We start from the raw sequence: 1790 nt of genomic DNA on the forward strand, positions 1-1790 counted from the left end.
GCGACTCTGCTGGCGAAGTATTTGATCTGGTCAGGCCGCCGCTGGGATGGCGTGTTGGGTGCAGAGTGTGTGGATGCGGGTGGGGCGGCGGTTGGGCCGGGTGGTGGTGTCGAAGTGGGTGCCGAGTCGGCGGATGTTGATCGCGATGCCGGTGAGGACGTTCTGGAGGTGGGTTTTGGCGAGGCCCCGGTAGCGTGAGCGTCGCAGTCCGGGGCCTCGGACCGCTTGGGAGACCGTTGCTTCGATGCCGGCGCGGGCCCGGTAGGCCTCGCGCCATTGAGGGGCGTCCTGTTCGGTCTGCATCCGCATGCGGGCGGTGTGGATGGGTTCGGGGTGGATCTCCAGGCTCCGGCCGAGGTGGGGGGCGGCGGTGGTGCACTGGGCGCGGATGGGGCAGGGCCGGCAGTCGGCGCGGGCGAAGGCGACGCGGATCAGGCCGTTCTTCTTCGGCCGCATGGAGATGCTGGTGGCCCCGGCGGGGCAGCGGGTGGTGCCGGCCTGCCAGTCGACGGGGAAGTCCTTCGCGGTGAAGGTGCCGGCCCGGGCGCCGCGGCCGGTCTGAACGGTGACGGGTGCGATGAGGGTGATGCCGCGTTCCAGGGAGGCGCCGATGTTCGGCCCGCTGGGGTAGCCGGAGTCGAGCAGGTGCTCGCCGGGTTTCAGGTCCCGATCGATGAGTTTGTCCTGGATGGGGGTGAGGGCTGTGACGTCGGGTTCGGTGGCGCGGGTGGTGTGGACGTCGGTGACCAGGCCCGGTAAGTCCTCGTCGCAGGACTCGGTCAGGTGGGACTTGGAGCCGGTCCATTCCACGGCGTCGGCGCCGGCGCCTTTGGTGCTGTAGCGGGCGTCGGGGTCGTGGGGTGAGCGGATGCGCTCGGCCGAGGGCGGAAGCTCCTTGGTGTCCCGGTAGCGGAGCCGGCCGGTGGCGGTGGCCTCGAAGTGCTGGTCCCACAACTCGCGCAGGATCCTGACCTGCGCCAGGTCGTTCATCCACCCGGCGGCGGGGTCCGTGTCGATGGCGGTGATCAGACTCTGCCCGTCGGCACCGATCTGCTCGGCGAGCTTGACGGCGGAGGCGTTCTTGCGGCGCAGGAGCCGGCTGGTCTCGACCTTGCGACCGTAGCGCTCGTCCCAGCCGGGCCCCAGCAGCGGCACGATGAAGCCGGGGCTGGTGCCGGCGATCTCCTCCAGGGCCGTGCGCAGGGCCTCGCCCAGGCACTCGATCCGGTTCAGCGTGCGCACACAGGCCAGGACGTGGGTGGAGTCGGTGCGCTGGCGCCCGCCCGAGCGCACCAGACCGGCGGCCTTCAACCGCTCCAGCATCAAGCTCAGCAGGGCATCCGCCCGGTCACCCGCCACCAGACGAGCGCGGAACTCGCACAGCACACTCGCGTCGAAACCCGTGTACTCCAGCTCCAGTCCCAGCGCGTACTTCCAGGAGATCCGGTCCGCCACCGCCACCGCCGCGTCCCGGTCGGAGAGGTTGTGCAGGAACTGCAGGACCGTGACCATCACCAGCAGCGCCGGCGAGATACCGGGACGCCCCAGGTCCGCGTACATCCCCTCGAACTCACCCACGACGAAGTCATCGTCCGTGAACAACGGACCCAGCGCGTCCCGCACCCGCATCTCATCCGTCCCCCGCGGATGAACCCTGCGCGCCAACGCCACCGTCTCCGCCGGAACCCCCGACACCCCACCAGGACGAAGCACAACCACCCCTACAGACAGGCACCTTGTCGGCACTCACTGTCCCACACCCACCCCGAGCGACTTCGCCAGCAGAGTCG

General features: G+C 70.0%; 1 protein-coding gene. It reads right to left on the reverse strand.

Going from position 1 to position 1790, the window contains the following annotated elements; all coding sequences use genetic code 11:
* Positions 1 to 30: 30 nt before the first annotated feature.
* Entirely contained in the window at positions 31 to 1629 is a 1599-nt protein-coding gene (locus tag ACWDBB_RS36155) for an IS1182 family transposase (protein ID WP_449793645.1), read from the reverse strand.
* Positions 1630 to 1790 lie beyond the last annotated feature (161 nt).

This window comes from Kitasatospora sp. NPDC001095, assembly GCF_053598615.1.

Coding starts and splice junctions, on each gene's coding strand:
- ACWDBB_RS36155 (WP_449793645.1), bottom strand. CDS start 1,629: ATGCGGGTGCGGGACGCGCTGGGTCCGTTGTTCACGGACGATGACTTC.